Origin of the sequence: Acidovorax sp. LjRoot129, assembly GCF_964253765.1 — a bacterium.
Taxonomy (GTDB): Bacteria; Pseudomonadota; Gammaproteobacteria; order Burkholderiales; family Burkholderiaceae_C; genus Acidovorax.
On the sequence record NZ_CAXUSE020000001.1, the window covers coordinates 1,988,712 to 2,012,664 of the forward strand.

Here is a 23,953-nt window from a genome sequence, read left to right on the forward strand (position 1 = left end):
CATGCAGATCGAAACCCCACCCACCGAGAAGCGCTACGAAAAGCCCGAGGGCGAGCGCCGCGGCATCGTCATCGTCAACACCGGCGACGGCAAGGGCAAGAGCACGGCGGCCTTTGGGCTGGCGCTGCGTGCGCATGGCCGGGGCAAGGCCGTCAAGATTTACCAGTTCATGAAGGTGCCCACCGCGCGTTTTGGCGAGCACCGCATGTTCGAGCAACTCGGCCTGCCCATCGAGGGCCTGGGCGATGGCTTCAGCTGGAAGAGCAAGGACCTGGAGCACTCGGCCCAGCTGGCGCGCGACGGCTGGGAGAAGGCGCGCGCCGCCATCCTGTCGGGCGAACATTTTCTGGTGGTGCTCGACGAGATCACCTATCCGCTGATCTACGGCTGGCTGCCGCTGGAGGGCGTGCTGCAGACGCTGCGCGACCGGCCCAAAGAAGTGCATGTGTGCCTCACCGGCCGCCGCTGCCCGCCAGAAATCATCGAGCTGGCCGACACGGTGACCGAGATGCAGATGGTCAAGCACGCGTTCAAGGCGGGCATTCCCGCGCAGCGCGGTATCGAGGACTGAGGTCCCCGCCACCCTCGGCAGCCCTGGTGGGCCGCCGTTTCGTTTTCGGTTTTTTGTTCGTCCTTTTCATGCGCAAACACCTCACCCCCCTGTCGCTGGCCGTGCTCGCCTGCACCACGCAGACCGCCATGGCCCAGGCCACCGCCGAGTTGCCGGCCGTCCAGGTCACGGACACGTTGTCCGCGCCCGGCAGCACGCTCTCGCTTGATGCGCCCAGCGCCACGGGCTCGCGCCTGGGCCTCACTGCGCGGGAGACACCGGCCAGCGTCAGCAGCCTGGGTGCGGGCGACATCGCAGAGCGCAGCCTGACCCGCGCGCAGGACGTGGCCGTGCGCATGCCTGGCGTCACCGAGGCGCCGGCCCCCGGCAACGGTGGCACCAGCCTGGTGGCACGCGGCTTTGCGGGCCACAACTCGGTGGCGCAGATGGTCGATGGCACGCGCCTCATCGTCGCTTCGGGCACCATCACCTACCCGTTCTCGACCTGGCCCATGGAGTCGGTCGAGGTGCTGCGCGGCCCGGCCTCGGTGCTCTATGGTGACGGCGCCATCGGCGCGGCCGTGAACTACGTGACCAAACGCCCGATCTTCGGTGCCCCGCAGCGCGAAGCGTTCTTGAGCGTGGGCTCCTTCGGCACGGTGCAGGGCGGCGTGGGCCTGCGCGGCCCCATCAATGACGTGCTGGCCTACTCGGTCTATCTCGATGCGGAAAAAAGCGACGGCTACCGCGCGCTGATGGACACGCAGCGCCACAACTACGCCCTGGCCCTGGCCGTGCGCGCCAGCCGCGACCTGAACATCACCCTGTCGCTCGACGGTGGCGTGAATGACGACGCGCGCTACTTCGGCACGCCGTTGCGCAATGGGGTGCTGGACGACCGCCTGCGCCGCACCAATTTCAACGTGGCCGACTCGGTGGTCAAGTACGACGATCGCATCCTGCGCGCCAAGGTCGACTGGCAGGCCGCCGCGGGCGTGCACCTGCGCAACGAGACCTACCACCTGACCACCGACCGCCACTGGCGCAACGCCGAAGCCTACAGCTTCAACGCCGCCGGCACGGCCGTGAACCGCAGCGACTACCTGGAGATCCTGCACGACCAGGAGCAGACTGGCAACCGCTTCGACGCCACGTTCGACGGCCACCTGGGTGGCATGAAGAACCGCTTCATCGTGGGCCTGGACTGGTACCGCACAGAGCTGGTGCACACCAACAACTCGCCCTATGGCGGCGCGAGCACGGTGGACCCGTTCAACTTCACGTCCGGGGGCTTTGTCAGCCCGGTGCCCACCATCCCCGGCCGGCGCTCCAAGCTGCAGGCCACGGCCCTGTTCGCGGAAAACGCCCTCGACCTCACGCCGGAGTGGAAGCTGGTGGCGGGCCTGCGCAGTGACCGCATGGAGCTGGACAACACCGACCTGCGCATCGGCGTGAACCTGGTCAAGAAGTATTCACCCGTCACAGGCCGCCTGGGCGCCGTGTGGTCGCCCAGCGATGCGCTGTCGCTCTATGGCCAGTTCGGCACTGGCACCGATCCGCTCAGCGGCGCACTGTCTCTGCCCGGCGGCGGCAACACCCTGGACTTGACCAAAGGCCGCCAGGTGGAAATCGGCGCCAAGGGTGCCATGCCGGCCGTGCGCGGCGAGTGGACGGTGGCGCTCTACCAGATCGAAAAGCGCAACCTGCTCTCGCGCGATGCCAGCAACCCCACCATCACGCAGCAGATCGGCCAGCAATCGTCTACCGGCATCGAGTTGGCCTTTGCGGCCGAGCCCGTGCGCGGCTGGACCATCGACGCCAACGTTGCCTTCCTGCGGGCGCGCTACGACGATTTCAAGGAACTGGTCTCGGGCAGCGTGGTCTCGCGCGACGGCAACACGCCCACGGGCGTGCCGCAGCGCGCGGCCAGTGTCTGGACGGCCTACCGTTTCCTGCCCCAATGGCAGGCTGGTTTTGGCGCGCGCTATGTGGATGAGCGCCAGGGCAACACCGCCAACACCGCTCAGCTGCCGTCGTATGTGGTGCTGGATGCTTCGCTGGCCTACGACTATTCGCGCAACCTCAAGCTCGGCCTGGCCGTGAAGAACCTGGCCGACCGGGACTACGCACTGGCCGGCACGGCCAACGCGCGCTGGCTGCTGGGCGCGCCGCGCACCGTGCAGCTGACCGCGCGCGCCACGTTCTGATCTTGGTGAATCGAGCGAGGAACGGCGCATGGTGAAGAAGCTCGTCATCTTTGTGCACAAGTGGCTGGGTGTTGTGCTGGCGCTGTTCTTCCTCATGTGGTTTGTGAGCGGGGTGGTGCTGTACTTCGTGCCGTTCCCCAGCCTGACGCAGGCCGAGCGGCTGGCGGCCTTGCCGCCGCTGCAGCTGCCTGCCGATTGCTGTCTGGCCGCGCCCGATGCCGCTCAGCGCGCGGGCTTGCGCCCGACTGGTGGCGGCGAGGCGCGGCTGGGCATGCTGGCCGATGCGCCTGTGTGGCGCATGCTGGCGGCGTCAGAGGCGGGCGCGGCCCCGCGCTGGCACACGGTGGATGCCCGCACCGGGGCCGTGGTGCCACCACTCAGCGATGCGCAGGCCGCCACCGTGGCCGAGGCCTTCAGCGGGCGCCGTGCCATGGGCTCCGAATGGGTGGAGCGGGATCAGTGGACGGTGCCCCAGGGCCTGGATGTGCACCGTCCCTTGGTCAAGGTGTTGCTCGACGGCGACGACGGGTTGGAGCTGTACGTGTCGCCCGGTGCCACTGAAGTGGTGCGCGACACGCGACGTGCCGAACGCTTCTGGAACTGGCTGGGCGCCGTGCCGCACTGGATCTACCCGACGGTGCTGCGGCAGTTCCCCAAGGCCTGGCACCACGTGGTGGTGTGGCTCTCGATCCCCGGTGTGCTGTTGGCCGCCACGGGCATTGCGCTGGGTATCTGGCAACTGTTCCTGAACCGGCGGCGCTGGATTCCCTATCAGAAGTTCTGGATGCGCTGGCACCACATCCTGGGCCTGGTGGCGGCGGTGTTCACGCTCACCTGGATGTTCTCGGGGCTGATGTCGATGAACCCCTTTGGCGTGTTCACCGGCCGCGCGGTCGACCCCCAGGCGCGCACGCAATGGGCGGGGGAAGCTCCGCGCATGGTGCGCGGCCCGGCTGAGGCCGTGGCGCTGGCGGCGGCCGATGGCATCGTGCCGCTGGAGGTGGACACCTTGCGCGTGGCCGGCCAGGCCTGGTACCGGGTGCGTGGGCAGGGGGAGGGCGTGGTGCAACGCTTGGTGCGTGCCGACGGACCTGAGGCCACCGTGGCGCAGGCCGTGCCCGATGCGAAGGTGCTGGCTGCGCTGCAGGGCCTGCGCCCGGGCGCGATGCCGCCGGCCATCGAACGGCTCACCCAGTACGACGGCCTGTACTATGCGCGCCACCATGACGCATCCACTTCCTTCCACCGGCCGCTGCCCGTCTGGCGCGCCCACTGGGCCGAGGACGAAGTGACGGTGTACGCCGACGCTGCTTCCGCCCGCATGGTGATGCGTGCCGACGCCACCACGCCCTGGCAGCGGCTGCTCTACAACGGACTGCACAGCCTGGACTTCGCGCCGCTGCTGGCCCGCCCGGCATTGCGTACCGCGCTGATCGTGGGACTCTCGCTGCTGGGGGTGGCGCTGTGCATTACTTCCTGTGTGGTGGCCTGGCGTGTGCTGGTGCTGCGTCGGCGGCGGGCTGCACGGTCGTCAACGGCCACCGTGCGGACGGCGGAGGGCGCATGGACAGCCTGAGGTCCGTGCTTCTCCCCGGCACAGGTGCGGCGCTGTTCCAGGTGCTCCTGTGGTGCCCGTTGCTGGCGCTGGCGGTGGACTGGTGGCTGGGCGAACCACCGGCAGCCTGGCACCCCGTGGTGTGGATGGGCAAGGCGCTGCAGTGGTGGGGCGACCGGCTGGCGCCCACGGCGCCTGTGGCCGAGGATTTCAAGACTTTTTGGCGCTCAGCGCTTGTCTGGTGTGCGCTTGCAGCTATTGTTTTGATAGTGGCGGGGGTTGCGCAGTACCTGGCGCTGACGCTCCACGCTTTTCTGGCAACAGCATTGCTGGCGCTGCTGCTCAAGCCCCTGTTGGCCTGGCGCATGCTGCGCGACGAGGTGCTGGCGGTGGAGGTGGCGCTGGGCCAATCGCTGGCCGAGGGGCGCAGCCGCTTGTCGCGCCTCGTCAGTCGCGATGTCAGCGCCCTGAGCGCGCAGGAAGTGCGCGAGTCCGCCATCGAATCGCTGGCCGAAAACCTCAACGATTCTGTGGTGGCGCCGCTCTTCTGGTTTGCGCTGCTGGGTTTGCCGGGCGCCGCGCTGTACCGCTTGGCCAACACGGCCGACGCCATGTGGGGCTACCCGGGCATGCGCGGTGGGCGCTACTGGCAGTGGGCTGGCAAGTGGGCGGCACGGGCGGACGATGTGCTGTCATGGGTGCCTGCCCGTATTACGGCGTTGCTGCTGGCCGCAGGCGCCCGGGGGCTGCCGCTGGCCACGTTGATGCGCCAGGCCGGCAAGACGCCATCACCCAACAGTGGCTGGCCGATGGCAGCCATGGCCCTGGCCTTGAACGTGCGCCTGGCCAAGCCGGGTGTGTATGCCCTGAACGCCGCGGCGCGATCACCCGGGCCGCTGGACACGCGCCGCGCCGCACGTTACTGCGACAACGTGGTGCTGATGCTGTTGCCGCTGGTGGCTGCGGTGCAGGGGCTGGTGCTGCTGGTTTGTAGGGGGGCATAGGGCATGACACCGGTGACCACCTCGACCGAACACTTGGGCCATCTGGCGCTGCCACCCCATGGCGGGCCCGACGCGTTGGGCGTGCCGTTGCATGATTTTTCGACCAACAGCAACGCCTGTGGCCCGTGTCCGGAGGCGCTGCACAGCGTGCAGGCGGCCGACGCTACGCGCTACCCCGACCCGGCCTACACCGCGCTGCGTGAAAGCCTGGGCGTGCTGCACGGTGTAGCGCCCGGCCGCATCGTGCTGGCGGCCAGCGCCAGCGAGTTCATCCACCGCGCCACCGCCTGGGCCGCCCGCCGCGGCGCCACCCGCGCCGTGGTGCCCGCACACAGCTATGGCGACTATCCCCAGGCGGCGCAGACCTGGGGGCTCGCCGTGCTGCGCGCGCTGCCCGGCGACGGGGAGCCGGCGCAGGCCGGCCTGCACTGGGCCTGCGAGCCATCCAGCCCGCTGGGCATTCAAGACCCGGCCTTGGACACATGGCGCGCCCGGGGCCTTGAGGCGGGTGACATGCAGGTGCTTGACTGCGCCTACGTGCCGCTGCGCCTGGACGGCGTGGCGACCGATGTCCCTGCGACAGCCTGGCAGCTGTGGACGCCCAACAAGGCACTGGGTCTGACCGGGGTGCGTGCGGCGTACGCCATCGCCCCGGCCCATGCCACCCCCGATGAGTTGCGTGCGCTGAATAGCCTCGCTCCGTCGTGGCCGGTGGGGGCGCATGGCGTGGCGCTGCTCGCGGCCTGGGCGCGGCCGTCGGTGCAGGCCTGGGTGCGGCACAGCCTGGCCACGCTGCGGGGCTGGAAGTCGTCGCAGCTGGCGCTGTGCCAATCGCTGGGCTGGACCCCCGTGCCTGGCAGTCTGGCCAACTACTTCGTGGCGCAAATGCCGGTGACGGAGGCGGCGCAGGGGAGACTCCTGCTGGGGGCCTTGCGCAGCCAGGGCATCAAGCTGCGGGACTGCGCATCGTTTGGCCTGCCGGGCCATGTGCGCCTGGGCGTCCTGGCGCCCCCATCCCAACTGGCACTGGCCCACGCGTGGGCGCAGGCGCGGTCTGCCGTGGCTACCATGCCGGATTCACCCAACCCCTGAAGAGAGCCGCTGCCGTGCGAACCATTACCGTCAACCGCTACGTCACGCCCTTGCGTGAAGGTGGCTCCATGCCCGCCATCGTCGAGGGCGATGACCTGGGCACCTACGTGCTCAAGTTCCGCGGGGCGGGGCAGGGCGTGCGGTCGCTCCTGGCCGAAATCATTGCTGGCGGTGTCGCCCGCGCCGTCGGGCTGCCCGTGCCAGAGATCGTGCTCGCAGAGCTCGATACGGCCCTGGCCCAGACCGAGCCCGACCCCGAAATTCAGGATCTGATCCGCGCCAGCGGCGGCCTCAACGTGGGCATGGACTACCTCTCGGGTTCGCTCAACTTCGACCCCGCGGTGGATGTGGTGTCGGACGATTTTGCGTCGCGCCTGGTGTGGTTCGACGCGCTGGTGGGCAATGTGGACCGCACGGCCCGCAACACCAACCTGCTGATGTGGCACCGCAAGCCCTGGCTCATCGACCACGGCGCCGCGCTCACCTTTCACCATGCGTGGAACGGCGCCGTGGCGGTGCCCGCCAAGCCCTTTGCGCCGATTGCCGACCATGTATTGCTGGGCCAAGCCACGGTGCTCTCGCAGGTGGACGCCGAGTTGGCCGCGCGCCTCACGCCCGAGGTCATCAGCGCCATCCTGGCCGACGTGCCTGATGAGTTTCTTGCCCTGGCAGCTGCCGACCACACCGAAGGCCCGCTTGCGCTGCCCGCAAGCCACCGCCAGGCCTACGTGGACTATTTCTGTGCGCGCCTGGCCGGTCGCGAAACCTGGGTGAATGCCGTGAAGGGAGCGATCGATGCACGCGGCTGAGGTGTATGACTACGCCATCGTGCGCGTGGTGCCGCGTGTGGAGCGCGAGGAGTTCATCAACGCGGGCGTGATCCTCTCGTGCCAGCGCAGCGGGTTTTTGCAGGCCACCATGGCGCTGGACGAGGCCCGGCTGCTGGCCATGGACCCGCAGGTGGACATCGACACCGTGCGCCGCCACCTGTCCGCCATCGTGGCCATCTGTGCGGGCGACGAGGGCTGCGGGCCGATTGCGCGCCTGCCGTACCGCCAACGCTTTCACTGGCTCACCGCCCGGCGCAGCGCCATCATCCAGACCTCGCCCGTGCACACCGGCCGCTGCACCGATGCGGCGGCGGCGCTTGAACACATCATGGACCGCATGGTCCGCCCGCTGCCTTGACTGACAACACTGCTTCCAAATTAGCCCGCTGCGTGATGGTGCTGGGCACCACCAGCGGCGCCGGCAAAAGTTGGCTGACCACCGCGCTGTGCCGCTGGTACAGCAACCAGGGCCTGAAGGTCGCGCCCTTCAAGGCGCAGAACATGAGCAACAACGCCCGGGTGGTGCCTGGCCCCGGCCAGGGTGCAGCAGCGGGTGCTTCAAGTGCCTGGGGCGAGATCGGCAGTGCGCAGTACTTCCAGGCACTGGCCGCACGCGCCACGCCCGAGGTGCGCATGAACCCGCTGCTGCTCAAGCCCGAGGCTGACACGCACAGCCAGGTGGTGCTGATGGGCCAGGTCAGCGCCGAGCTCACCGCGCTGCCCTGGCGCGGCCGCAGCGAGCGCGTGTGGCCGCAGATTGCTGCGGCACTGGATGCGCTGCGCGCCGAAAACGACGTGGTGGTGATCGAGGGCGCAGGCTCGCCGGCCGAGATCAACCTGCACGCGAGTGACATCGTGAACATGCGCGTGGCCCGCCACGCCGACGCCCGCTGCCTGCTGGTGACGGACATCGACCGCGGCGGCGCGTTTGCCCACCTGTACGGCACCTGGGCGCTGTTGCCCGAGGACGAGCGGGCGCTGATCCATGGCTTTGTGCTGAATAAGTTTCGAGGCGATGCGGCCCTGCTGGCCCCCGCGCCGCAGATGCTGCACGACCTGACCGGCGTGCCCACCGTGGCCACCATCCCCATGCAGTGGCGCCACGGCCTGCCCGAGGAAGACGGCGTGTTTGATATGACCCCCACGCTCGGCACTGACGTGTGCTCGCTGCCCCCCGAGGGGGCCCCCGCGGCTAGGGGCGGCCCGTCGCCGCTCGCTGCCCGCACGACCACGGCTGGCGCGGTGCACACCATGGTGGCCGTGATCGCCTACCCGCGCATCAGCAACCTGGACGAGTTCCAGCCGCTGAAGAACGTGCCGGGCGTGCGCCTGCTCTGGGCGCGCAGCCCGGCGGATCTGGCAGGCCTGGCGCACACCGATTGGGTGGTGCTGCCGGGTTCCAAGGCCACAGTGGCCGACCTGGCCTGGCTGCGCGCGCAGGGCCTTGACCGGGCGATTGCCGCCCACGCGGGGCAGGGCGGCGCGGTGCTGGGTGTCTGCGGCGGCCTGCAGATGTTGGGCGAAGCGCTGATAGACACCGCGGGTATTGATGGCAATGCGCCCGGCCTGGGCCTGCTGCCGCTGGTCACCACGTTTGAGCCCGCCAAGACCGTGCAGCGCACCACCGCGCGCTTCGGCACGTTGCAGGGCGCCTGGGCGCCGCTGTCGGGCGTCGAGGCCAGCGGCTACGAGATCCACCACGGCCAGACCGCGCAACACCCGGCGATGGCGGCCGGGGGCGATGTGGCGCGCGAAGTGCTGCCGGGCCTGGCCTGGCAGAACGGCGCGGGCAATGTGCTGGGCCTGTACCTTCATGGCCTGCTCGAAGACCCCGCCGCGCTGCAAGCCTTGTTCGGCCGCGAGGGCGCGGCGCCCGTGCCCACGCTCGACACGGTGATGGAGGGCCTGGCCCGCACGGTCGATGCCCATTTCGAGCCCGGCGTGTTGCGGGGGCTCATCGCCTAGTGCACCGGATCTCCTTTTTCTTATCTGATCGAATTTCGCAATCCATGACCACCCTGACCCCATTCATCGTCCCCGCTATCGCCGACATCACCGACGCCACGTTCACCGCGCGGCTGCAGCACATCCTCAACTTCAAGACCAAGCCGCTCGGCTCGCTCGGCCGGCTTGAATCGCTGGCGCTGCGCATCGGCCAGGTGCTGGGCAGCGAGTCGCCGCAGCTTGTGCAGCCGCAGATGCTGGTCTGTGCCGGCGACCATGGGCTGGCGGCACGCGGTGTGTCTGCCTTCTCCAGCGAAGTGACCTGGCAGATGGTCGAGAACTTTCTGGCCGGCGGCGCTGCAGTCAGCGTGCTGGCGCGCCAGCATGGCCTCGCCCTTACGGTGGTGGACTGCGGCGTGGCCAAGCCCATCGCGCCGCGTGCCACGGCCCCGGGCGCGCCCCAGTTGCTGCTTCGCAAGGTGGCACCCGGCACGGCCGACGCATCGGCAGGCCCTGCGATGACGGCCGCGCAATGTGGCGAGGCCCTCGGCAACGGCATGGAAGTGGTGCGTGGCCTGCCGGGCAATGTGCTGCTGCTGGGCGAGATGGGCATTGCCAACACTTCCGTCGCGTCGTTGTTGCTGGCGCGCCTGGCGGGCCTGCCCTTGGCCGAGGTGACGGGTGCGGGCACGGGCCTGGATGCTGCAGGGATCGAGCGCAAGCGGGCCGTGCTGCAGCAGGCGCTGGATGTGAATGCCGAAGCGACGGCGCCGCTGGATGCACTGGCCGCGCTGGGTGGCTACGAGGTGGCCACGCTGGTGGGCGCGGTCTTGCAGGCCGCGGCCGAGCGCCGGGTCATCGTGGTCGATGGTTTCATCACCAGCGCGGCGGTGCTGGTGGCCAGCCGCCTGCAGCCGCATGTGCTGCAGCGCTGCGTGTTTGCCCACCGCTCGGGCGAGCGTGGCCACAGCCTCATGCTGGCGCAGATGCAAGCAGAGCCCTTGCTGGACCTGGGCCTGCGTTTGGGCGAAGGCTCCGGCGCCGCGCTGGCCTGGCCGCTGCTGCAGTCCGCCTGTGCCGTGTTGGGTGAGATGGCCAGTTTCGAATCCGCGGGCGTCGCCACCCAGACCGCCTGACCGTGCCGGGTTCTGCTGCGCCGCGTCAGGCCACGCTGGTGCGGTTGCGCCCGTCGTGTTTGGCGCGGTACAGCGCCGCATCGGCGCGGGAGAGCATGGCGTCCAGCGTCTCGGCGGGGCCGCGCCAGCTGGTCATGCCGATGCTGACCTGGCAGTCCAGCGGGTGGCCGGTGGCCAAGGCTGCGTGGATGCGCTGGGCCACGTTGCTGGCAGCGTCCGCATCGGCACCGGGAAGCAGCACCACAAACTCTTCGCCACCGTAGCGGCCCAGGCGGTCGGCCCGGCGCAGCACCTGCCGCGTGCAGTCGGCAAAGTGGACCAGCACGGCATCCCCATGCTGGTGGCCATGCGTGTCGTTCACAGCTTTGAAGTTGTCCAGGTCCAGCATCATGATCGACGGGCCGTGGCCGTAGCGCTGGGCGCGCTCCAGCTCTTCGTCGCAGCGCTGCAGCAGCGCACGGCGGTTGAGCGTGTTGGTCAGCGAGTCGTGTGTGGCCAGGTGTTCCAGTTCGGTGCGCAGCCGGTCGGTGGCCATCAGCACCGCGCCGATGGACAGCATCAGCACCGTCAGCACATAGGCACCGATGTAGAAGGTCTGGAACATCGAGGGCTCCATCAGATTGTCCCCCGCGTGTCCGGTGGCGATCGAGACGAGGCGCATGGCCAGCACGCCCATGTGCAGCCCCAGCACCACTTCGACCAGGCGCACCGGAAAGGTCTGCTCGCCGTGGCGCAGCATGAAGCGCAACTGCACTGCGTACACCGCGCCCATCAATACCGAGAAGAAGCCCACACGCAGGGCGTAGTGGGGAATCCAGTAAGTGAGGACGATGAACACGAGCGTGCTGCCCGCCATGACCCAGCTCCACACGCGCCAAGTGCCGGGCGCTCCCATGAAACTGCGCGTGCCCATGTAGTAGGTCACGGTGCCCAGCACCAGGAGTTCGTTGGCCAGCACGAGGCTAAGCCAATCAGGGATGAAGCCGCGCGTGCCAAACAGCACGGTGGAGGCCAGCCAGAGCACCGGGCCAGCGCCCACGCACCCACGCCGCGGATCGACGGGGGGTAGTGGCGCCGCATGAACAGCAACACGATGGCCATGACGGCGGACATGAAGCCGGCCATGGCAATCATGGAGCGCGGGTCGAGGGTGGTCATCCGGCGTGCTGGCGTGTGGGGGTGGCCCGACCGTCCAAGTAAGTAAGAAATTGTTTCTGTCGCGATTCAGTATAGCCACCGGTGCCGGTTGGACCTAGGCCGCTATTACCGCAAACGTTTCGCACCACAAAAGCCCAGCCGCTCGAGCCAATGCCCCCCATTTCCTGAATCTGGTGCGCGCAGTGCCCGGGCTTGGTGCAATTTGTACGCAAAATATAGTGAAAATTGTGTACAAAACTGGCATGGGGTTTGCAAAGCCATCCCCATGCAAGACCACGCCCCTGCACCGGCGCCCGCCGCCATCGAAATCGTTGCGCTCACCAAACGCTATGCCCTGGGCAAGCCGGCGGTGGACGCCATCAACCTGCGCATCGTCAGCGGCAGCTACTGCTGCCTGCTGGGGCCTTCGGGCTGCGGCAAGAGCACCACGCTGCGCATGATCGCGGGCCACGAGTCGGTGACCAGCGGAGACATCCTGCTGGAAAACCGCAACATCACCGACCTGCCTGCGGCGGCGCGTGGCACGGCGATGATGTTCCAGAGTTTTGCGCTGTTCCCGCACCTGTCTGCGCTGGACAACGTGGCGTTCAGCCTGAAGATGAAGGGCGTGGCCAAGGCGGAGCGCCAGGTCAAGGCCCACGACCTGCTCGAACGCGTGGCCATGGGCCACCTGGCCGGGCGCAAGCCGGCAGAACTCTCGGGCGGGCAGCAGCAGCGCGTGGCATTGGCCCGCGCCCTGATCACGCAGCCACGCGTGCTGCTGCTCGATGAGCCGCTGTCGGCGCTCGACCCTTTCCTGCGCATCCAGATGCGCGCCGAGCTGCGCCGCTGGCAAAAAGAACTGGGCCTGACTTTTATCCACGTGACCCATTCGCAGGAAGAGGCCATGGCCCTGGCCGACACCATGGTGGTGATGAACCATGGCGTGATCGAGCAGGTGGGCTCGCCGCACGAGGTCTACAACCGCCCCGCCAGCGAATTCGTGGCGCGCTTCATGGGCGGCCACAACGTGATCGATGCAGAAGGCGGCAAGGTCGGCGTGCGCACCGACCACCTCCAGATCGCCCCCGCCAGCGCCGAGCTGCCCTGGGGCGCCCAGCGCATGCAGGCCGTGGTGACCGATGTGGAGTACCAGGGCACCTATGTGCTGCTGGGCCTGCAAAAGCAGGGCGTGGCCCTGTCGGCCAACGCCACGGCGGCGTATTCGGTGATGGTGTCCGAGGCCGCGTTTGCCGCGCAGCCCTACCAGGTCGGGCAGACGGTGCAACTGCACTGGACGCCCGAGCAGGCCCATCCGCTCATGCCTGCTGGGGCTGCCGCGCCCACGGCCCTGGGCGTGGCTTCCGGGCCGGTCCGGCAGGCTGTAGCCGCTTAGGCGGCCTGCCACCACGGCCGCATCTTTCTCACTTCTCGCTTTTTCACCCCGTCCCTTCCGCAACCAAGGAGTTTTCCCATGTCCGACTCTTCTCGCGCTGATTCCCCTGTCATCGTTTCCGACGCCACCGGAATGCAGCGCCGCTCGTTGCTCAAGGGCACGGCAGGCATCCTGGCCGCTGGCGTGTTTCCGGCCGTCCATTCGCAGGAAAAGATCGTGCTGCGCTACCTGGGCACGGCGGTAAACCAGGACAAGGCCATCGCCGAGAAGTTCAAGGCCGACACCGGCATCGAGATCCAGTACGTGGCCGTGACCACGGACGACGTGACCAAGCGCGCCGTGACCGCGCCGAACAGTTTCGATCTGATCGACACCGAGTACTTCTCGCTCAAAAAGATCGTGCCCACGGGCAACTTGAAGGGCATCGACACCAAGCGCATCAAGAACGCCGACAAGATCACCACGCTGTTCACCACCGGCCAGGTGGCCGGCAAGGCCGTGGGAGACCAGGGCACGGCGCCCAAGAAGGTGATCTACCTGGAAGGCGAAAAGTCCAAGAAATTTGCCACCGCGCCCACGCAGTTCATGTCGCTGATCCCCACGGTGTACAACGCCGACACGCTGGGCATCCGCCCCGATTTGATCAAGCGCCCCATCAGTTCCTGGGCCGAGCTGCTCAACCCCGAGTTCAAGGGCAAGACCGCGATCCTGAACATCCCGAGCATCGGCATCATGGACGCCGCCATGGTGGTCGAGGCCATGGGCATCTACAAGTACCCTGACAAGGGCAACATGACCAAGAAGGAAATTGATCTCACGATCAAGACCCTGATCGAGGCCAAGAAACAGGGCCAGTTCCGAGCGCTGTGGAAGGACTTCAACGAGTCGGTCAACCTGATGGCGTCGGGCGAAGTGGTGATCCAGTCGATGTGGAGCCCGGCCGTCACCGCCGTGCGTACCAAGGGGATTGCCTGCAACTTCCAGCCGCTCAAGGAAGGCTATCGCGCCTGGGCCGCCGGCTTCGGTCTGCCGGCCACGCTCTCGGGTCGCAAGCTCGATGGCGCGTACGAGTTCATCAACTGGTTCCTGGACGGCTGGGCCGGTGCCTACCTGAATCGCCAGGGCTACTACAGCGCCGTGCTGGAGACCGCCAAGTCCAAGATGGAAGCCTACGAGTGGGCCTACTGGATGGAAGGCAAGCCCGCCACGCAGGACATCAAGAGCCCCAATGGCGACGTGCTGGCCAAGTCTGGCGCGGTGCGCGACGGCGGCAGCTACGAAGCGCGCATGGGTGGGATTGCCTGCTGGAACGCGCTGATGGACGAGAACAACTACATGGTCCAGAAGTGGAATGAGTTCGTCGCGGCGTAGGGAGTGCACCCCCTGAGGCGCTGCGCGCCTTCACCCCTCTCTCGAACCGCTGGGCGGTTCGGGAGGGGGACGCTCCCAGCGCGGCGGGGCGGCCCTTGCGCGGGAGCACTGGTCTTCGGCAGCGCCAGTTTCGACGGCCGTTGCCCGATGCGATGGATATCTGATTTGAAAACACCATGAGCACCACCCACACTCCGACCTTGCCTGCAGCTGCCGTTCCCGGCCGCGGCATTGCCGCCTGGTGGCAGGCGGCGCCGTTCACGCTGGTGTTCGCGCTGTTCTTCCTGGTTCCACTGGCGCTGATCGTGATGGTCAGCTTCTGGGACTTCAACGAATACGAGTTGCTGCCGGGCTTCACGTTCAAGAACTACGTGTCGATCTTCGCGGGCTGTGGCGATGCGTCGGAGGGCTTGTGCGTCACGCTCAAGACGTATTACTCCACGCTCAAGTTCAGTTTTCTCGTGTGGCTGATCACGCTGGTGATCGGCTTCACCGTGGCCTACTTCCTGGCCTTCCACGTGCGCTCCTCGGGCATGCAGACGCTGCTGTTCGTGCTGTGCACCATTCCGTTCTGGACGTCGAACGTGATCCGCATGATCTCGTGGGTGCCGCTGCTGGGGCGCAACGGGCTGGTGAACCAGACCCTGGTGGGGGCTGGGCTGGTCGATCAGCCCATCGAATGGCTGCTGTTCTCGGACTTCTCGGTGGTGCTGGCCTTCGTCCACCTGTACACCATGTTCATGATCGTGCCCATCTTCAACAGCATGATGCGCATCGACCGCAGCCTCATCGAGGCCGCCAGCGACAGCGGGGCCAGCGGCTCGCAGACGCTGTGGAACGTGATCATCCCGCTGTCGCGCACCGGCATCATCATCGGCTCCATCTTCGTGATCACCATCGTCATGGGCGACTTCGTCACCATCGGCGTGATGGGCGGGCAGCAGATCGCCTCCATCGGCAAGATCATCCAGGTGCAAACGTCTTACCTGCAGTTTCCGCTGGCGGCCGCCAACGCGGTGATCCTGCTGGCGGTGGTGCTGATGATCATCTGGGGCCTCACGCGCCTTGTCGACATCCGAAAGGAGCTGTGATGACCACCCGCATCCGCGAATCCCGTCCCGCCAGCTTCTGGCTGCTGGCCATCGTGTTCAGCCTGTTCGTGCTGTTCATGTACGGGCCCATGTTCGTCATCTTCATCCTGAGCTTCCAGGGCCCCGAGGGTGGGCTCACCTTCCCGATGCGCGGCGTGTCGCTGCACTGGTTCTACAAGCTGGCCGAAGGCCTGGGCGTGGTGGACATCGGCGCGGCGCTGTGGCGCTCGCTGGGCCTGGGTGTGGCGGTGATGCTGTGCACGGTGGTGCTGTCGGTGCTGGCGGGCCTGGCCTTTCGCAAGCGGCTGGCGGGCGGCAATACGCTGTTCTTCATCGTCGTGGCCAGCCTGATCATGCCGTCGATCATCGTCTCGCTGGGCATCGGGCTGGAGTTCCGGCTCATCGACAACGGCATCAAGGCCGTGCTCGAATGGCTGGGCATGGAGAGCACGCTGGAGGGCTACGGCACGTCGCTCGGCCTGTTCACCTCGGCCCTGGGCGCGCACCTGACCTGGACGCTGCCCTTCGGCCTGCTCATCATGTTTGCGGTGTTCAACCGCTTCAATCCCGCCTACGAAGAGGCGGCGCGCGACCTGGGCGCGACACCGTGGCAGGGCTTTGCCCATGTCGTGCTGCCGTTGATCGCGCCCTCGGTCGTGGGCATCGGCATGTTCGGCTTCACCCTGAGCTGGGACGAGATCGCCCGCACCTCACAGGCCATCGGCGACGTGAACACGCTGCCGCTGGAGCTGCAGGGCCTGACCAGCACGGTGACCACGCCGTCCATCTACGCACTGGGCACGTTGACCACGGTGGTGTCGTTCGTGGTCATGGGCATCACGCTCGCGTTGGTGTGGGCTTTGGGCCGTGGGCGCAAAGGCCGTTCGGGTTAAAACCGCACGCTATGACCACTGCCAAGAAGCCCCGGCGCGCACCCGCTGCGGCCACTGAATCTGAGACACCCTTGCAGTCGCCTGCACCGGAAGCGCCCGGTCAGCTGAGCGACAACGAGATGTACGACCGCATGGTGTCGGCCATCCTCGACCACCGCCTGCCCCCCGGCACCAAGCTGGTGGAGGACAGGCTCGCGGCCGCGTTTGGCGTGTCGCGCACGCGCGTGCGGCCCGTGCTGGTGCGCCTGGCCAATGAGCAGGTGGTCACGCTCACGCCCAACCGCGGCGCATCGATTGCGCAGCCCACGCCGCAGGAAGCGCTGGAGGTGTTCGAGGCCCGGCGCCTGATCGAGCCGCGCCTGGTGGAACTGTTCATCGCCAACGCGACCGATGCCGACATTGCCGCGCTGCGTAGCTGCATTGACGAGGAAGAGTCCGCACGTGCCAGCGGGGACATGCGCCGTGCCATCCGCCTGTCGGGCGACTTCCACCTGCACATTGCGCAGGCCGCGGGGCACCAGACGCTGGGCCGCATTCTGCGTGAGCTGGTCTCGCGCACCTCGCTGATCCTCATGACCTACAGCCCGAGCCACGCGCGCGAGCGCGAAGAAGCCACGGCCTGCGGCTGCCGCGAGCATCGGGCGTTGATCGACGCGATTCGCCTGCGCGACGCACGCGAGGCGGCCCGCCTCATGCTGGCGCATCTGGCGCGCATCGAAACGCAGCTGGAGTTCACCCCCTCGGCCAGCGGGGTGCCCGACCTCGCTCAGCTGCTGGGCACCTGATACGGCACCTTGCGATGCGCCAGCTGCTTGTCATTAACCCCAATACGTCGGTCAGTGTCAGCGCGTTGCTGCAGCAGCACGTACAAGCCGCAGCAGGGTCGCACGTGGCAGTGCACACCACCACCGCCCGGTTTGGCGCGCCCTACATCGCCTGTGAAGCCAGCTACGCAGTGGCCGCGCACGCTGCGCTGGATGCGTGGGCCCACGCGTTGGCGCAACCCCACGCGCAGCCCGACGCGGTGCTGATCGGTTGTTTTGGGGACCCCGGCTTGATGGCGTTGCGCGAGAGCTGCCCGGTGCCTGTCACGGGTCTGGCGGAGGCGTCGTTCATCGAGGCCGCCCGCCACGGGCGCTTTGCCATCGTCACCGGTGGCGAGCGCTGGGGCCCCATGCTGCAGCGCCTGGCGCAGGCGCTGGGACATTCACACGGGCTTGCAGGTATCCACACCGTGGCGCCCACGGGGGCGCAACTGGCCGCAGACCCGGAAGCCGCCCGCGCTCTGTTGGCCCAGGCGTGCCGTGACGTGGTGCGGCAGATGGGCGTGCAAGCAGTCATCCTGGGCGGGGCCGGGCTGGCCGGCATGGCCGCTGCGGTGCAACCCCAGGTGCCGGTGCCGGTGATCGACAGTGTGGTGGCGGGCGCGAGCTGGGCGCTGCGTGCGCACCCGGTGCCACCGGAACGTAAGGCAGCTGGCTTTGATGTGGGGTGGGTGGGGGTGTCGGGGGAGATGGCGGCGCTTGGCCGCGTGTCAGTTTGTTGACGTCCGAAACACGTGGCGCTAGCGTCCCCCCATGGCTGCAGCGAAACGTTACGTGCTCCCCCTCGTCTCGACCGATGGTTCTTTGACTGCCCTGTTGCCTGGGGACTTCTTGGCCCAACTACAGCTTGGGGTCGGTGACACGCTGGTATCTGACCGAGCAGCCTGACGGAGGACTGCTTGTCAGTGCGCAGATGCCGGATCGGGAGGCGCAGTTGCGCGAGGCACGCGACATCCTGGACAAACGCCGCAACGTTTTGCGGCCCTTGGCCGATTGACCTCGGCGCCTGCAATCTGCGCGGGCATCGCATCCGGCAGGCGCGACCTACATTCGAATGAAATATGCTTCTGGCGCTTATCCATGAAGCGCTGGAAGCTATAAAAAATGTAGCAAAAATGTTGTTTGTTCAGGGCGCCAACGTCTTCGGCTCGTAGTCACAGTACCGCACCACCGCACACTCCCAGCACCGTGGCTTGCGCGCCTGGCACACATAGCGGCCGTGCAGGATGAGCCAGTGGTGTGAGTCCACGGCATATTCATCCGGCACACGTTTCATCAGCTGCAGCTCTACCGCCAGCGGGTTCTTGCCCGGGGCCAGGCCAGTGCGGTTACTCACGCGAAAGATGTGCGTGTCGACCGCCATGGTGGGCTGACCAAAGGCCACGTTAAGGACCACATTGGCCGTCTTGCGGCCCACACCGGGCAGGGCTTCCAGTGCCTCGCGGGTGCGCGGCACCACACTGCCGTGCTGCTCCACCAGGATCTGGCAGGTCTGCAACAGATGGCGGGCCTTGCTTTTGTACAGGCCGATGGTCTTGATGTAGCGCTCGAGCCCCTCAAGCCCCAGCTCAAGGATGGCCTGCGGCGTGCCCGCCACGGGAAAAAGCTTGCGCGTAGCCTTGTTCACGCCCACGTCGGTGGCCTGGGCCGACAGCAGCACGGCGGCCAGCAGCTCGAACGGCGTGGTGTATTCGAGCTCCGTGTTGGGCATGGGATTGGCCGTCTTGAGGGTGGCGAAGAAGGGCTCGATGTCGGACGTCTTCATGGGGCAGGAATGGGTCTTCTTTTTCTGACTATGCGCAGTAGTACAGCGCGAGTGTGGCGCTCGCGTGGGTTGGGGCCAGGGCCGACTGCGCGGGTCTTAGCGAGCGCGCTGCACCGCCAGACACAGCCAGCACGGGAACGCGCCGGTGAGCGGATTCACCGCAAAGTGCTCGTCGTACACCTCGATCGCAGGCCGCGCGGCCAATTCCCAACCCGCGGGCATCTGCCCCGGTGCGGTCATCCCGGCCCAGGCCGCGCCCATCTCGGGCCCGGTGCCTGTGAATTGCACGCAGGCATAGTCGCCGCCCGCAAAATCCTGCACCAGTGCTTCGGTGCCGGTGCGCAGGCCGACGCCGATCTGTACGCAGGCGTCGTAGCGGCATTGCTCGGGCGGCGTGCAGGCGGGGTTGTCGTGGCTGATGCCGTAGTACTTGGGGCGCGGCTCGCTCAGGCCGCGGGCACTGCACCACTGGCCAAAGCGTTCCCAGAGCTGCGTGAGGGCCGGGCCGTAAGGGCCGGTCTGGCGCATGTAGGCGAGGCGCATGGCGGGCAACTGGCGGATTTCTAGGGGCATGGTGATTTGCCTGAGAAGGATTGGGGGACGGTCGGGGCAGGGCTACGAGTCTAAGCCGCAGGAAACCTGCACGCCAATTAGCGACAATGCGAAATTCCTCGTCTGCCAACCACACCGCCGCCATGCAATTTGCCGACCGCCTGAACAACGTAGAAACATCCGCCATCCGTGAGCTTTTCAAGCTGCTGGGCAAGCCCGGCATCATCAGCTTTGCGGGCGGTTTTCCGGACAGCGCCATGTTCGACGTGGAAGGCATCCGTGCCGCCAGCAACGCAGCGCTGGATGAAGAGCCCGGCGGGGCGCTGCAATACGGTGCGACCGAGGGCTACAACCCGCTGCGTGAGCAACTGGCGGCCTTCATGGCCGGCAAGGGTGCGCAAGATGTGGCGGCCGACAACCTCATCGTGACCACAGGTAGCCAGCAGGCGCTGGACCTGCTGGGCAAAACGCTCATCAGCCCCGGTGACAAGGTCATCGTGGAAGGCCCGACCTTCCTGGCCACCATCCAGTGTTTTCGCCTCTATGGCGCCGAGCTGATCAGCGCGCCCATCGACGGCCACGGCGTGAAGACCGATGAGCTGGAAAAGTTGATCGCCGAGCACAAGCCGAAATTCGTCTACCTCATCCCCACCTTCGGCAACCCCAGCGGCGCCATGCTGAGTGCCGAGCGCCGCAAGGCCGTGCTGGAGATGGCCGTCAGGCACAACACCCTGATCGTCGAGGACGACCCCTACGGCGACCTGTACTTTGGCGATGCACCACCGCCCAGCTTGCTCAACCTGTCGGCCACCGTGCCGGGCAGCCGCGAGCTGCTGGTGCACTGCGGCAGTTTGAGCAAGGTGCTGTCGCCCGGCCTGCGCGTGGGCTGGATGATTGCCCCGGTCGAGCTGCTGGGCAAGGCCACCATGTGCAAGCAGTTCAGCGATGCGCACACCAGCACCTTTGCCCAGGCCACCGCCGCGCAGTACCTCAAGGCTGGCCGCATGCCGGCCACGCTGGCCCGTGTGCGCAAGGTGTACGGTGAACGCGCCCAGGCCATGGGCGACGCGCTGCGGAACGACCTGGGCAACGCGGTCGATTTTGTGCAGCCCCAGGGCGGCCTTTTTGTGTGGGCGCGCCTGACAGGCGCAGGCGGCAAGGTGGCCGACGGCAACGTGTTGGCCAAGCGCGCGATTGAAAAGGGTGTGGCCTTTGTGCCCGGCACGCCATTCTTTTGCGCCAACCCTGATCACGCCACCTTCCGCCTGTCGTTTGCCACGGCCGATGTCGAGAAGATCCGCGAAGGAGTGGCGCGGCTGGGCCAGGCGATTTGACAACGATGCCTGACGCCAACGACATCGCCAGCGTCCTGCAGCGCCTGGAAAGCCTGGAGATCAAGGCCAGCTTTACCGAGGACCTGCTGGACCAGCTCAACCTGACGATCTACCGCCAGCAGGAGCTGCTCGACCGGCTCACCCGCGAGGTGATCCAGCTGCGCCAGCAGGCGCCCGAAGGCGGATCCAACGGTCCGCGCGACCTGCGCGACGAGTTGCCGCCGCATTACTGAAAAAGAAAAACGACTGCCCAGATCCCCTTCGGTCCTTCACTACCGTTCGGGCTGAACTTGTCGAAGCCTTGCGCAGCGCTTCGACACGCTCAGCATGAACGGTTTTGTTTTTTGGAAGCCGACAGGCATCAAGCCCGCACGGCGCGCCACGCCGCCTCCGCGAGCTCTTCGCGGTAGGTGGTGGGCGAGGGCAGGCCGCCCTGGCCTGAACGGTCGGATAACCACGCCCGGCAATAGCTCTGCACCGGCCCCATCACCAGGGAAGGCATCAGCTCGCAAGGCAGGTCGCGCAGCGCGCCGGATTGGCGGTGGGGCTCGAACCACGCCACCAGTGCCTGGTTGCGGCGCCGCGCGGCCTCGGCGAGATCAGGCGTCCGCGGGCCGGCGGCCACGGCGCCGCGGGCCTGAAACAGAAATCGCGCCCGTTCGGGCTGCGCCACCACCCAGTCGAGGTACCCGGTGACCAGGGCGCGCACACCGGCTTCCACGTCGCGCGAGGCATCCAGTTGCGCCTGCACGCTGCGCGACTGGTCGTGAAAAATGTCAAAGAACAGCGCGGCCACGATGCCGTCGCGGTTGCCGAAGTGGTGATAAATGCTGCCCACGCTGGCCCCGCAGCGGGCGCGCACGCCGTCGATGGTGGCGGCGTCCACGCCGCCTTCGGCCGCGCAGGCGAGCGCGGCGTTCAGGATGTCCTGGCGGCGGTCCACGGCGTCCGCAGGCTGGGCAGGGGCCGTGCTGGTGTTGGGAGTCTTGGTGGAAGTGCGGCTTGCCATGGAGGTGCATTCTAGAATAAAGTTCTAGAAAATAGTTCTAGGACTCGTGTTCGCCATGGTCCTGGTTGCATATCCCATCTGCCGCGCCCCACGCGCCCACCCACCATGACACCCATCGCCAGCGAGCGGCCATCCGGCCACGCCTTGTACCCTCACCTGCTCGCGCCCCTGGACCTGGGTTTCACCACGATCAAGAACCGCGTGCTCATGGGCTCCATGCACACGGGCCTTGAAGACGGGCGCGACCTGTCGCGCATGGCGGCGTACTTCCGCGAGCGGGCGGAGGGCGATGTGGGGCTGATCGTGACGGGTGGCTTTGCGCCCAACATCGCAGGCTGGGCCAAGCCGTTTGCCGGCACGTTGTCGACCTCGGGCGCGGCCCGGCGCCACCAGGTGGTGACGCGCGCGGTGCACGAAGCCGGCGGCAAGATCGCGCTGCAGATCCTGCACACGGGCCGCTACGCCTACCACCCGCTGGCGGTGGCGCCCTCGCGGCTGCAGTCGCCCATCTCGCCGTTCACGCCGTTCGCGCTGTCGGCCCGCGGGGTAGAGCGCCAGATCCGCGCATTCGTCAACTGCGCCGTGAAGGCGCGCGAGGCCGGGTACGACGGCGTGGAGGTGATGGGCTCCGAGGGCTACTTCATCAACCAGTTCCTGTCGCAAACCACCAACCTGCGCCAGGACGCCTGGGGCGGCGACTACAGCCACCGCATGCGCCTGCCGGTGGAAATCCTGGCGCGCATGCGCGAGGCCGTCGGGCCGGACTTCATCATCATCTACCGCCTGTCGATGATCGACCTGGTGCCCGGCGGCAGCGCCTGGGACGAGATCGTGACCCTGGGCAAGGCCGTGGCCACGGGCGGCGCGAACATCGTCAACACCGGCATCGGCTGGCACGAGGCGCGGGTGCCGACGATTGCCACCAGCGTGCCGCGAGCAGCGTTTGCCTGGGTCACGCAGAAGATGAAGGCCGAGTTTGCGGCGGCGGGCATCGCCACGCCGCTGGTCACCTCCAACCGCATCAACACGCCCGAAGTGGCCGAGCAGGTGCTGGCCGATGGCTGCGCCGACATGGTGTCGATGGCGCGGCCGCTGCTGGCCGATGCCGACTTTGTGAAAAAGGCTGCACAGGGCCGGGCCGACCGCATCAACACCTGTATCGCCTGCAACCAGGCCTGCCTGGACCACGTGTTCCAAAACAAGACCAGCAGCTGCCTCGTCAACCCGCGCGCCTGCCACGAGACCGAGCTGGTCTACCGGCCCATCGCCACGCCCTCGGCGCGCAAACGCATTGCCGTGGTGGGCGCAGGGCCCGCCGGCCTGACCGCCGCCACGGTGGCGGCCGAGCGCGGGCACGAGGTGCATTTGTTCGACGCAGCACCGGTGATTGGCGGCCAGCTCAACATGGCCAAGGTGGTGCCGGGCAAAGAGGAGTTCCACGAAATGCTGCGTTATCTGACCACGCGGGTGGAAGACACGGCCGTGCTGCTGCATCTGAACCACGCGGTTGAGGCCGGCGACCTGGTGGGCTTTGACGAGGTGGTGGTCGCCACCGGCGTGTTGCCGCGCGACCCGCAGATCCCTGGGCAGGACCACCCCAAGGTGCTGAGCTACATCGACGTGCTCAAGCACGGCAAGCCCGTGGGCAAGCGCGTGGCCGTCATCGGCGCGGGGGGCATCGGTTTTGACGTGGCAGAGTTCCTGACGCACGGCGATCACCCATCGACCACGCTCGACTTGCCCGCCTGGCAGGCCGAATGGGGCATCACCGACCCGGCCGCGGCGCGTGGCGGTCTGGCGCCCAGCGGGCCGCGCACCACACCGCCCGCGCGGCAGGTGACGCTGCTGCAGCGCAAGAAGGGCAAGCTCGGCGGCGGCCTGGGCAAGACCACCGGCTGGATTCACCGCACCACGCTCAAGATGAAGCAGGTGGAGATGGTGGGCGGCGTGAACTACGAGCGCATCGCCGACGAAGGGCTGCTGGTCTCGTACGGCGAAAAGCGCGAAGACCCGACGTGGATCGCCTGCGACACCGTGGTGCTGTGCGCCGGGCAGGTGCCGCTGCGCGCGTTGGCCGACGAGCTCACGGCACTGGGCAAGAAGCCGCACCTGATCGGCGGCGCGCTGGAGGCGGGGGAGCTGGACGCCAAGCGCGCCATCGACCAGGCAGCGCGGCTGGCTGCGCGGCTGTAGGCAGCTGGCGAGCATGCCAGGGGCGAAAATATGAGCAAAAAATGCCACTAGCGCTTGATATATAAGCGCT

At 67.4% G+C, this 23,953-nt stretch carries 22 protein-coding genes; 18 read left to right on the forward strand and 4 right to left on the reverse strand.

What is annotated here, in order from left to right; genetic code table 11:
- Position 1 precedes the first annotated feature (1 nt).
- From cobO to cobT, 9 genes are all read left to right on the forward strand, one after another.
- Positions 2-571, forward strand: coding sequence for a cob(I)yrinic acid a,c-diamide adenosyltransferase (gene cobO / locus ACSQ3Q_RS09105; protein ID WP_057223360.1), 570 nt, complete (start codon positions 2-4; stop codon positions 569-571).
- A gap of 68 nt (positions 572-639) precedes the next feature.
- A complete protein-coding gene (locus ACSQ3Q_RS09110) occupies positions 640-2,757 on the forward strand; it encodes a TonB-dependent receptor (RefSeq protein ID WP_436134072.1) in 2,118 nt (705 codons plus the stop codon).
- A gap of 28 nt (positions 2,758-2,785) precedes the next feature.
- On the forward strand, positions 2,786-4,333 hold the full coding sequence (locus tag ACSQ3Q_RS09115) for a PepSY domain-containing protein (protein WP_436134073.1): 1,548 nt from the start codon (positions 2,786-2,788) through the stop codon (positions 4,331-4,333).
- Positions 4,321-5,316, forward strand: a complete 996-nt coding sequence (gene cbiB / locus ACSQ3Q_RS09120; protein WP_436134074.1) for an adenosylcobinamide-phosphate synthase CbiB — start codon at positions 4,321-4,323, stop codon at positions 5,314-5,316. The genes ACSQ3Q_RS09115 and cbiB overlap by 13 nt, the downstream gene beginning before the upstream one ends.
- Before the next feature lie 3 nt (positions 5,317-5,319).
- Positions 5,320-6,408 (forward strand): aminotransferase class I/II-fold pyridoxal phosphate-dependent enzyme, encoded by a 1,089-nt coding sequence (locus ACSQ3Q_RS09125; protein ID WP_436134075.1) that lies wholly within the window; start codon positions 5,320-5,322, stop codon positions 6,406-6,408.
- Positions 6,409-6,422: 14 nt separating this feature from the next.
- Positions 6,423-7,217 carry a HipA family kinase gene (locus tag ACSQ3Q_RS09130; RefSeq protein WP_436134076.1) on the forward strand — a complete coding sequence of 265 codons (795 nt, stop codon included), beginning with the start codon at positions 6,423-6,425 and terminating at the stop codon, positions 7,215-7,217.
- Positions 7,204-7,596, forward strand: coding sequence for a DUF3037 domain-containing protein (locus ACSQ3Q_RS09135; protein ID WP_436134077.1), 393 nt, complete (start codon positions 7,204-7,206; stop codon positions 7,594-7,596). The genes ACSQ3Q_RS09130 and ACSQ3Q_RS09135 overlap by 14 nt, the downstream gene beginning before the upstream one ends.
- A 35-nt stretch (positions 7,597-7,631) precedes the next feature.
- Positions 7,632-9,203, forward strand: coding sequence for a cobyric acid synthase (locus ACSQ3Q_RS09140; protein ID WP_436136972.1), 1,572 nt, complete (start codon positions 7,632-7,634; stop codon positions 9,201-9,203).
- Between the two features lie 44 nt (positions 9,204-9,247).
- Positions 9,248-10,318: a nicotinate-nucleotide--dimethylbenzimidazole phosphoribosyltransferase gene (gene cobT / locus ACSQ3Q_RS09145; protein WP_436134078.1), complete on the forward strand. Its 1,071-nt coding sequence runs from the start codon at positions 9,248-9,250 to the stop codon at positions 10,316-10,318.
- 25 nt (positions 10,319-10,343) lie between these two features.
- On the opposite strand, the gene ACSQ3Q_RS09150 is transcribed toward cobT, so the two are convergent.
- Entirely contained in the window at positions 10,344-11,357 is a 1,014-nt protein-coding gene (locus ACSQ3Q_RS09150) for a GGDEF domain-containing protein (RefSeq protein ID WP_436134079.1), read from the reverse strand.
- A gap of 384 nt (positions 11,358-11,741) precedes the next feature.
- Between ACSQ3Q_RS09150 and ACSQ3Q_RS09155 the strand changes: the two genes are divergently transcribed.
- From ACSQ3Q_RS09155 to ACSQ3Q_RS09180, 6 genes are all read left to right on the forward strand, one after another.
- A complete protein-coding gene (locus ACSQ3Q_RS09155; protein WP_436134080.1) occupies positions 11,742-12,851 on the forward strand; it encodes an ABC transporter ATP-binding protein in 1,110 nt (369 codons plus the stop codon).
- 78 nt (positions 12,852-12,929) lie between these two features.
- Entirely contained in the window at positions 12,930-14,222 is a 1,293-nt protein-coding gene (locus ACSQ3Q_RS09160; RefSeq protein WP_436134081.1) for an ABC transporter substrate-binding protein, read from the forward strand.
- A gap of 176 nt (positions 14,223-14,398) precedes the next feature.
- Positions 14,399-15,313 carry an ABC transporter permease gene (locus ACSQ3Q_RS09165; RefSeq protein ID WP_436134082.1) on the forward strand — a complete coding sequence of 305 codons (915 nt, stop codon included), beginning with the start codon at positions 14,399-14,401 and terminating at the stop codon, positions 15,311-15,313.
- On the forward strand, positions 15,313-16,206 hold the full coding sequence (locus ACSQ3Q_RS09170; RefSeq protein WP_436134083.1) for an ABC transporter permease: 894 nt from the start codon (positions 15,313-15,315) through the stop codon (positions 16,204-16,206). The genes ACSQ3Q_RS09165 and ACSQ3Q_RS09170 overlap by 1 nt, the downstream gene beginning before the upstream one ends.
- A gap of 11 nt (positions 16,207-16,217) precedes the next feature.
- Complete coding sequence (locus ACSQ3Q_RS09175) at positions 16,218-16,991, forward strand: GntR family transcriptional regulator (protein ID WP_436134084.1); 774 nt, start codon at positions 16,218-16,220, stop codon at positions 16,989-16,991.
- A 14-nt stretch (positions 16,992-17,005) separates the two neighbouring features.
- Positions 17,006-17,752, forward strand: coding sequence for an aspartate/glutamate racemase family protein (locus ACSQ3Q_RS09180; protein WP_436134085.1), 747 nt, complete (start codon positions 17,006-17,008; stop codon positions 17,750-17,752).
- Positions 17,753-18,156: 404 nt separating this feature from the next.
- On the opposite strand, the gene nth is transcribed toward ACSQ3Q_RS09180, so the two are convergent.
- Positions 18,157-18,795: an endonuclease III gene (gene nth / locus ACSQ3Q_RS09185; RefSeq protein WP_436134086.1), complete on the reverse strand. Its 639-nt coding sequence runs from the start codon at positions 18,793-18,795 to the stop codon at positions 18,157-18,159.
- A 96-nt stretch (positions 18,796-18,891) separates the two neighbouring features.
- Positions 18,892-19,368 (reverse strand): AraC family transcriptional regulator, encoded by a 477-nt coding sequence (locus ACSQ3Q_RS09190; protein ID WP_436134087.1) that lies wholly within the window; start codon positions 19,366-19,368, stop codon positions 18,892-18,894.
- A gap of 122 nt (positions 19,369-19,490) precedes the next feature.
- Between ACSQ3Q_RS09190 and ACSQ3Q_RS09195 the strand changes: the two genes are divergently transcribed.
- Both ACSQ3Q_RS09195 and ACSQ3Q_RS09200 read left to right on the forward strand, forming a co-directional pair.
- The gene (locus ACSQ3Q_RS09195) at positions 19,491-20,681 is read left to right on the forward strand and encodes a PLP-dependent aminotransferase family protein (RefSeq protein WP_436134088.1); all 1,191 of its coding nucleotides are present in this window, start codon (positions 19,491-19,493) and stop codon (positions 20,679-20,681) included.
- A 5-nt stretch (positions 20,682-20,686) separates the two neighbouring features.
- A complete protein-coding gene (locus ACSQ3Q_RS09200; RefSeq protein WP_436134089.1) occupies positions 20,687-20,914 on the forward strand; it encodes a SlyX family protein in 228 nt (75 codons plus the stop codon).
- Positions 20,915-21,042: 128 nt separating this feature from the next.
- On the opposite strand, the gene ACSQ3Q_RS09205 is transcribed toward ACSQ3Q_RS09200, so the two are convergent.
- The gene (locus tag ACSQ3Q_RS09205) at positions 21,043-21,690 is read right to left on the reverse strand and encodes a TetR/AcrR family transcriptional regulator (RefSeq protein WP_436134090.1); all 648 of its coding nucleotides are present in this window, start codon (positions 21,688-21,690) and stop codon (positions 21,043-21,045) included.
- Between the two features lie 105 nt (positions 21,691-21,795).
- Between ACSQ3Q_RS09205 and ACSQ3Q_RS09210 the strand changes: the two genes are divergently transcribed.
- Positions 21,796-23,883, forward strand: coding sequence for an FAD-dependent oxidoreductase (locus tag ACSQ3Q_RS09210; protein WP_436134091.1), 2,088 nt, complete (start codon positions 21,796-21,798; stop codon positions 23,881-23,883).
- The last annotated feature ends 70 nt before the right edge of the window (positions 23,884-23,953 follow it).

Bases quoted from the DNA above. Each gene is read 5' to 3' on its own strand.
- ACSQ3Q_RS09210 (WP_436134091.1), top strand. From the start codon at position 21,796: ATGACACCCATCGCCAGCGAGCGGCCATCCGGCCACGCCTTGTACCCT.
- ACSQ3Q_RS09170 (WP_436134083.1), top strand. From the start codon at position 15,313: ATGACCACCCGCATCCGCGAATCCCGTCCCGCCAGCTTCTGGCTGCTG.
- ACSQ3Q_RS09205 (WP_436134090.1), bottom strand. From the start codon at position 21,690: ATGGCAAGCCGCACTTCCACCAAGACTCCCAACACCAGCACGGCCCCT.
- nth (WP_436134086.1), bottom strand. From the start codon at position 18,795: ATGAAGACGTCCGACATCGAGCCCTTCTTCGCCACCCTCAAGACGGCC.
- ACSQ3Q_RS09125 (WP_436134075.1), top strand. From the start codon at position 5,320: ATGACACCGGTGACCACCTCGACCGAACACTTGGGCCATCTGGCGCTG.
- cobO (WP_057223360.1), top strand. From the start codon at position 2: ATGCAGATCGAAACCCCACCCACCGAGAAGCGCTACGAAAAGCCCGAG.
- ACSQ3Q_RS09115 (WP_436134073.1), top strand. From the start codon at position 2,786: ATGGTGAAGAAGCTCGTCATCTTTGTGCACAAGTGGCTGGGTGTTGTG.
- ACSQ3Q_RS09195 (WP_436134088.1), top strand. From the start codon at position 19,491: ATGCAATTTGCCGACCGCCTGAACAACGTAGAAACATCCGCCATCCGT.
- ACSQ3Q_RS09140 (WP_436136972.1), top strand. From the start codon at position 7,632: ATGGTGCTGGGCACCACCAGCGGCGCCGGCAAAAGTTGGCTGACCACC.
- ACSQ3Q_RS09135 (WP_436134077.1), top strand. From the start codon at position 7,204: ATGCACGCGGCTGAGGTGTATGACTACGCCATCGTGCGCGTGGTGCCG.
- ACSQ3Q_RS09180 (WP_436134085.1), top strand. From the start codon at position 17,006: ATGCGCCAGCTGCTTGTCATTAACCCCAATACGTCGGTCAGTGTCAGC.
- ACSQ3Q_RS09175 (WP_436134084.1), top strand. From the start codon at position 16,218: ATGACCACTGCCAAGAAGCCCCGGCGCGCACCCGCTGCGGCCACTGAA.
- ACSQ3Q_RS09110 (WP_436134072.1), top strand. From the start codon at position 640: ATGCGCAAACACCTCACCCCCCTGTCGCTGGCCGTGCTCGCCTGCACC.
- ACSQ3Q_RS09160 (WP_436134081.1), top strand. From the start codon at position 12,930: ATGTCCGACTCTTCTCGCGCTGATTCCCCTGTCATCGTTTCCGACGCC.
- cobT (WP_436134078.1), top strand. From the start codon at position 9,248: ATGACCACCCTGACCCCATTCATCGTCCCCGCTATCGCCGACATCACC.
- cbiB (WP_436134074.1), top strand. From the start codon at position 4,321: ATGGACAGCCTGAGGTCCGTGCTTCTCCCCGGCACAGGTGCGGCGCTG.
- ACSQ3Q_RS09200 (WP_436134089.1), top strand. From the start codon at position 20,687: ATGCCTGACGCCAACGACATCGCCAGCGTCCTGCAGCGCCTGGAAAGC.
- ACSQ3Q_RS09190 (WP_436134087.1), bottom strand. From the start codon at position 19,368: ATGCCCCTAGAAATCCGCCAGTTGCCCGCCATGCGCCTCGCCTACATG.
- ACSQ3Q_RS09165 (WP_436134082.1), top strand. From the start codon at position 14,399: ATGAGCACCACCCACACTCCGACCTTGCCTGCAGCTGCCGTTCCCGGC.
- ACSQ3Q_RS09155 (WP_436134080.1), top strand. From the start codon at position 11,742: ATGCAAGACCACGCCCCTGCACCGGCGCCCGCCGCCATCGAAATCGTT.